Origin of the sequence: Mucilaginibacter pankratovii, assembly GCF_014773265.1 — a bacterium.
Classification (GTDB): domain Bacteria; phylum Bacteroidota; class Bacteroidia; order Sphingobacteriales; family Sphingobacteriaceae; genus Mucilaginibacter; species Mucilaginibacter pankratovii.
Genome location: NZ_JACWMY010000005.1, coordinates 412245 through 418436, shown reverse-complemented (window position 1 = coordinate 418436; position 6192 = coordinate 412245). Strand labels below are relative to the sequence as shown.

Sequence of the window (6192 nt, the reverse complement as noted above, 5' to 3'; positions counted from 1 at the left end):
ACGTCTGCAAATAATTACGTTTCAGTGTTAGGTCATTCGTGTTGATGCGCATAACTTTTTAGCTTTGTTACGTAAAGCTAATCTGTTACCGAATTATCTAACCTTTACAATTGCGAGCGATAGCGTGGCAACCTCAGCCTAAAGTCGGCAGCATGCAAAGCAAATTTGCATAGCACAACCGCTTGTCCAATGAGGTTGCCACGTCGCGCCATTTCGCTCCGCCTCCCGCTGCTCCTCGCAATGACATGGTTTTATATTTCATCTGCACATCTGAAATCTAAAATCTGCACATCCGCAGCTACCATTTCTCCAACCCTAACAACTTCTTACCCAAATCGCTCAATACCGCTACGGGGTTTTGCTTTTCGCGTTCCATGGGGTCGCCGGGGAAGGCGTAGCCCTGCATGGCTTCGCGGCTTTGCCAGCTGTTGATGCGCCAGTCTACCAGTTCCTGGTTGTCTTCCTGGGCGGGCATCATGGCAATATATTGGGCTATGCGTACTTTGTTTCCGCTATTGTTGGCACGAATGCCATGCGGTTGCAGGCTGTTGAAGATCAGCAGGTCGCCAGCCTCCAGCTTTACCTTTACCAGTTCAAAACCGGTGGTATCGGGTTTGTAATGGTCGCGGTCTTCGGGCTGGGTCAGTTTCCAGGTGTCGTAAGTTCTGTACAGTTCAGGGATGCACTGGAAACCACCCATTGTTTCGTCGGTTTGGTCGGCAAGGGCCAGCACACCTTGTACATTTTGCGGTTTGGTTTCCGGGTCGTAATCCCAGTGGATAAAGCCTTTGTATTCAAAGTCCGGGCGCAGCGGAAAGTTGAGGTTCGCCCTGTCTATAGTTGCCCAAAGTTTTTCCGTCCCCCAAATATCAGCAAAGGCCTGGTGCACGCGCGGCGTTTGGCGGTTATCCCACATCAGCTGATGGTTATATATCTCCACCATACCTGTATTGTTCAGTTCTTTCATTTGCATCTGGGCGTTTGGCTTTTTGTACCAACTGTCTATATCGTTAGCGTCTTTGCCCTCGTATTCCCAAAGATAGGCGGCCAGTTTTTCGGCCTGCTCGCGCGGTACTGCGTTTTTGATCACCACGTAGCCGTTCTCTACCCAAAACTTCCAGTCGTCCTCGCTCAGTACCTGTAGGGGTTTGCCATTGCTCCGGTCGTTCAGTTTCACCTGGCTGGATTTTGCGGTGGAGGGATTGCCCGGAATTTCTTTATGGGCATTTTTAGGGCCCGGAGCCATCATGGTGTTGGCCATAGTTTGTTGTTCTGCTATCATGGTTTTATCGGTTTTAATAGTTTTTGTTTTGGTTTGATAATTCAAAGGTAGGCTGAAGCTATTGCGGAAATATTCTGCACAGTGACCAATATTTGCTCTGTATTGACATAATTGGTATATTTAGGCGACTGATAAAGGTAATTCGGGATGGGTAGGAATTGGATTTCGAAATGGATGTCGAATGTCCGCGTCATGAGTCGACTCACCCCCAGACCCTCTCTGCTTCGCAAAGAGGGGAGATTTTCTTTTTTTACCCTCTTTGCGAAGCAGAGAGGGTCGACAAGCGATAGCGATGTCGGGGTGAGTCAACTCGCCGGGCGATTAAAGAATGCCAAGTAAAACATAAACCATGAACGAGATCCAATTAGAACGCGTAGATTTTGAGCCGGGAAAATCCTTCAAGCTTTTCTCGCCACGCCTGCGCAATACTTTTTTGTGGCATTACCATCCCGAATTTGAACTGGTTTATGTAGAAGCCGATGCGGGCATCAGGCACGTGGGTTCGCATATCTCCGGCTATACCCAAAGCGACCTGGTTTTCATCGGCAGTAACCTCCCCCACCTCAACTTTGATTACCGCCTGCGCAGCGATTACCACCAGATCGTGATCCAGCTGCGCGAAGATTTCCTCGGCTCGGCTATCGGTACTTCGCCGGAGTTTGCCATCATCAATCAACTCTTTAAAAAAGCGGCTTACGGCGTTGCCTTCCATGGCGAAACAAAAGCGATAGTTACCGAAAGGCTGAAAGCCCTGGGTGGTTTAAGTTCCTTTGAGCAGTTAATGGAGTTGATAAAAGTGTTCAACATCCTCTCGCAATCTGATGAGTATACCATCCTGAATGCTGACGACATCAGCCTGCAGTTTTTCCTGAAAGATAAGATACGGATGGGTGCCATTTACGAATACATCGATGCCAACTACAACCGCAAGCCCGATGTAAACGTGGTGGCCGCCAAGGTAAACCTCACAACAGCCGCTTTTTGCCGCTACTTTAAGCGCCAAACCAACATCACCTTTACCGATTTTGTAAACCAGTACCGTATAGATATGGCCAAAAACCTGCTGATGCAGGATAAGAATGTAACCGAAACCTGCTATGCGGTAGGTTTTGAGAGCCTCTCCTATTTTAATAAATTGTTTAATAAAGTGGTGGGCGAAAATCCGTCGGAGTTTAAGAGGAATAGGTTGATGTGAAATATTAATCACTGCGTCATGGGTAGGAACGAAGCAATCTCTACGTAGGACAAACCGTTTTGCAATACGCCATTTGCATATCGGGGGATTGCTTCGTACCTCGCAATGACGATGTGGAGAGAAGGACTTATTACCCTAATTCAACGCCGTCAGCTTCACCCGCAACTTATACTGGCTCGGCGTCATCCCTTCTATCTTTCTAAACGCGCGGCTAAAATAATTCAGGTTGTTAAAGCCGGCTTTAAAACATGCTTCGGAGATGCTGTTATACGGGTTATTCATCAGTTGCTTGGCAAACTGCAGGCGCTCTTTAATGATATAATCTACAGGCGATATGCCAAGCTCGTGCTTAAAGGCTCGGAAGAAACTCGCCTTGCTCATAAAAGCCATACGGCAAAGCGCATCTATACTTAGTTTACTGGTGAGGTTGTTTTTGATATATTCCAACACGTAGGCAAAGCGGTTGCCACCAGCCAGATCGTGCGCGCTCTCTTTCACTTCATGAAAATTCTGCATCTGCATTATACGGATGAGCAATTCCTTCAGCGTGAGGTTGGCCAGTACATCTTTGGTGAGCGCGTCGCCGGTGCTGATGCGGATGAGCTTATTGATAAGCTGCGCGAGTTCGTAATTATTAAAAAAGTGGAACTGGTTATAATTCAGCTGCCAGGCGCGGCTGTCCTCCCGGGGGTAGTTCTCGTTCAAAAAATCAAGGGTGTTCAATATCTCCTGCTGATTGATGGCCAGTGCCGTACACTGCGAGGGCTGGCTTGCCGTTGCCTCGGGGAAATCGATTTTCATGGTGATGTTGGGTGGCACAATAACGGTTTCGCCGGGCAGGTAGTCAAACCCCGGCTTATCAAACAAATGCATCACCTTTTTGCCCCGCAGCATGCTGGTGATCACCAGGTCGCTGAAGGTTAAAGGCACCAGTTCGCTGCGCTGATAGGTTTCAAAAACGTTCAGCTCGCAATGATTTAAGGTATAGGCCTTTCGGTTCTCTACCAGCGTATTCAGTTCTTTTCCGTTAGACAGGCTTAGCGGAGATAGCAAATTCCTGTTGGGCATGGCTCATAAATTGGTAGTACAAATTAGGGCTATTTAAACTCATCTGCAACCTTTTAAATAATTTGACACCATTGTGCTATCAATTGATAGCATAGTGCAAATGAACAACACCGCGCCCGCCTAACTTAGCCTTACCAATTCAAAACAAAAACAAAATTATATGAGCACCAATGCTAAACCTTCTTTTAAGGAGAAGTACGACAATTTTATTGGCGGTAAATTTGTTCCGCCCGTAAAAGGAGAATATTTTGATAACGTATCGCCCATAGATGGCAAAGTTTTTACACAAGCTGCCCGCTCTACCAAAGAGGATGTGGAACTTGCCTTAGATGCCGCGCACGAGGCCTTTAAAACCTGGGGCAAAACATCTGCCGCCTACCGCTCATCGGTACTAAACAAAATAGCCGATGTGATAGAAGCCAATCTGGATTACCTGGCGACGGTAGAGGCTATAGATAACGGTAAGGCTATCCGCGAAACCAAAAATGCCGATCTGCCATTGGTGATCGACCATTTCCGTTACTTCGCGGGCGTTATCCGCGCCGAAGAAGGTGCCATTTCCGAGCACGACGAGTTTACCGTTTCTATTGTACTGAGCGAGCCCCTGGGTGTTGTGGGTCAGATCATCCCCTGGAACTTCCCGCTATTGATGGCCACCTGGAAAATTGCCCCTGCCCTTGCCGCTGGCAATTGCTGCGTGGTAAAACCGGCCGAGCAAACGCCAACTTCGATTATGATATTGATGGATCTAATCAAAGATATCCTGCCTGCAGGCGTACTGAATATCGTTACCGGTTTTGGCCCCGAGGCAGGTAAGCCCCTGGCACAATCGCCGCGCATTGCCAAGGTATCTTTCACCGGCGAAACCACCACCGGGCGTTTAATTATGCAGTATGCGTCAGAAAACCTCATCCCGGTTACGATGGAGCTGGGGGGTAAATCGCCAAATATTTTCTTCGAGTCGGTTGCCGACAAGGATGATGAGTTTTTTGATAAAGCCATAGAAGGCGCGGTGCTTTTCGCCCTTAACCAGGGCGAGGTTTGTACCTGCCCATCGAGGATCTTGGTACACGAGAATATCTATGATAAATTCATGTCCAGAGTGATCGAACGTACCAACGCTATCAAAATGGGCGATCCGCTGGATGACAGCACCATGATGGGTGCACAAGCCTCTAACGACCAATACGAGAAGATCCAATCATACCTCAAAATAGGCAAAGAAGAAGGTGCCGAGGTACTTTGCGGCGGCGAAATAAAAAACCTGGACGGCGATTTGAGCGGTGGCTACTACATACAGCCTACCTTGTTTAAGGGCCATAACAAAATGCGCATTTTCCAGGAGGAGATCTTCGGACCGGTTGCCTGCGTTACCACCTTTAAAACTACCGAGGAGGCCATTGCCATAGCAAACGACACTATGTACGGCCTTGGTGCCGGCGTGTGGACCCGCGACGCACACGAAATTTACCAGGTACCACGCGCCATACAGGCCGGGCGGGTGTGGGTGAACAACTACCACGCCTACCCTGCCCATGCGCCATTTGGCGGTTACAAAAAATCAGGCTTTGGCCGCGAGAACCACAAGATGATGCTGGATCATTATCGCCAAACCAAAAACATGCTTATTTCTTACAACAAAAATAAATTAGGCTTTTTTTAGGCGTAAAAAGGGCGGCTTTTTCGCCCAAAAAAGGTAAGAAACAGCAAATTCACGGAAATAAAAGCAAGTAATTTTGCCCAAAAACACAGTAAATGGTAAAGAGAGTATTGGTATCGCCGGAAGCATCGGCCCTTATTTCAGATCTGAAGGACCGTTTCGGCGAGCTGATGTTTCACCAAAGCGGTGGCTGCTGCGACGGTTCGTCGCCCATGTGTTTTGAGAAAGGCGAGTTTAAGCTGGGCGGCAGCGATGTGAAGCTGGGCGAGATAGATGGCTGCGAATTTTGGATGAGTAAAGATCAGTTTGCTTACTGGCAGCACACCCAGTTAACTGTTACCATCACCAAAGGGCGCGGTTCCAGTTTTTCCATTGAGATACCAACAGGCTTCAGATTTTTGATCCAATCGCGGTTGTTTGCAGATGCTGAACTAACAGATTTAGAACCGGTTACATTTATAGAAGATTAGCTTTTTACTGGTGTTTATATTTTAATTGGAGAGCCCGGTTGCGCAAGCGCCGGGCTTTTTCTGTGGTTCAGCATGTCGCAAAACACCCTGAAATTGCCGCATTTTCGGTTGCCGCTATTAATCCATACTCCTATCTTTATACTACACCAACAAGCCAAATTATGGAAACCATTAAAGAGATAGTCCAAAAAATAAACCAGGCGTTTCGCGATAATGATATGGAAGCCTTTGTAAGCTACTGCGCCGACGATGTTACGTGGACGATGGTAGGCAACGAAACCGTAACGGGCAAGCAAGGTATCCTCGATTTCATGAAAGGCATGCCTATCAACTGCGAACCTGTTCTGACTGAGAAACTTATCGTAGCCGGGGAAAACAGCGCCGCCTGCACTGGCACTATGGAAATGCCCAACGCCGATGGCAGCACCTACCGCGGCGCATTTTGCGATGTTTACCAGTTTAAAAATGGTAAAGTAAAAACCATTGATACTTATATAATTGAACTAAAATAGCTTAG

6 protein-coding genes are annotated in these 6192 nt (G+C 47.6%); 4 read left to right on the top strand and 2 right to left on the bottom strand.

Features of this window, described 5'->3' with window-relative positions; genetic code table 11:
* Positions 1-298: 298 nt before the first annotated feature.
* On the bottom strand, positions 299-1282 hold the full coding sequence (locus IDJ77_RS12600; RefSeq protein ID WP_224751074.1) for a phytanoyl-CoA dioxygenase family protein: 984 nt from the start codon (positions 1280-1282) through the stop codon (positions 299-301).
* A gap of 349 nt (positions 1283-1631) precedes the next feature.
* On the opposite strand from IDJ77_RS12600, the gene IDJ77_RS12595 reads away from it, so the two are divergent.
* Positions 1632-2477, top strand: a complete 846-nt coding sequence (locus tag IDJ77_RS12595; RefSeq protein WP_191189302.1) for a helix-turn-helix domain-containing protein — start codon at positions 1632-1634, stop codon at positions 2475-2477.
* Between the two features lie 135 nt (positions 2478-2612).
* Here the strand turns inward: IDJ77_RS12595 and IDJ77_RS12590 are convergent, their stop codons facing one another.
* Complete coding sequence (locus IDJ77_RS12590; protein WP_191189301.1) at positions 2613-3545, bottom strand: AraC family transcriptional regulator; 933 nt, start codon at positions 3543-3545, stop codon at positions 2613-2615.
* Between the two features lie 160 nt (positions 3546-3705).
* Between IDJ77_RS12590 and IDJ77_RS12585 the strand changes: the two genes are divergently transcribed.
* The 3 genes from IDJ77_RS12585 to IDJ77_RS12575 all read left to right on the top strand — a co-directional run bounded on the left by IDJ77_RS12585 (position 3706) and on the right by IDJ77_RS12575 (position 6187).
* Positions 3706-5208, top strand: a complete 1503-nt coding sequence (locus IDJ77_RS12585; RefSeq protein WP_191189300.1) for an aldehyde dehydrogenase family protein — start codon at positions 3706-3708, stop codon at positions 5206-5208.
* A 92-nt stretch (positions 5209-5300) separates the two neighbouring features.
* The gene (locus tag IDJ77_RS12580) at positions 5301-5675 is read left to right on the top strand and encodes a DUF779 domain-containing protein (protein ID WP_191189299.1); all 375 of its coding nucleotides are present in this window, start codon (positions 5301-5303) and stop codon (positions 5673-5675) included.
* Positions 5676-5836: 161 nt separating this feature from the next.
* Positions 5837-6187 (top strand): nuclear transport factor 2 family protein, encoded by a 351-nt coding sequence (locus IDJ77_RS12575; protein WP_191189298.1) that lies wholly within the window; start codon positions 5837-5839, stop codon positions 6185-6187.
* The last annotated feature ends 5 nt before the right edge of the window (positions 6188-6192 follow it).

Excerpts from the sequence above, each read along its gene's own strand:
- IDJ77_RS12590 (WP_191189301.1), bottom strand. The coding sequence starts at position 3,545 with ATGCCCAACAGGAATTTGCTATCTCCGCTAAGCCTGTCTAACGGAAAA.
- IDJ77_RS12575 (WP_191189298.1), top strand. The coding sequence starts at position 5,837 with ATGGAAACCATTAAAGAGATAGTCCAAAAAATAAACCAGGCGTTTCGC.
- IDJ77_RS12600 (WP_224751074.1), bottom strand. The coding sequence starts at position 1,282 with ATGATAGCAGAACAACAAACTATGGCCAACACCATGATGGCTCCGGGC.
- IDJ77_RS12580 (WP_191189299.1), top strand. The coding sequence starts at position 5,301 with ATGGTAAAGAGAGTATTGGTATCGCCGGAAGCATCGGCCCTTATTTCA.
- IDJ77_RS12585 (WP_191189300.1), top strand. The coding sequence starts at position 3,706 with ATGAGCACCAATGCTAAACCTTCTTTTAAGGAGAAGTACGACAATTTT.
- IDJ77_RS12595 (WP_191189302.1), top strand. The coding sequence starts at position 1,632 with ATGAACGAGATCCAATTAGAACGCGTAGATTTTGAGCCGGGAAAATCC.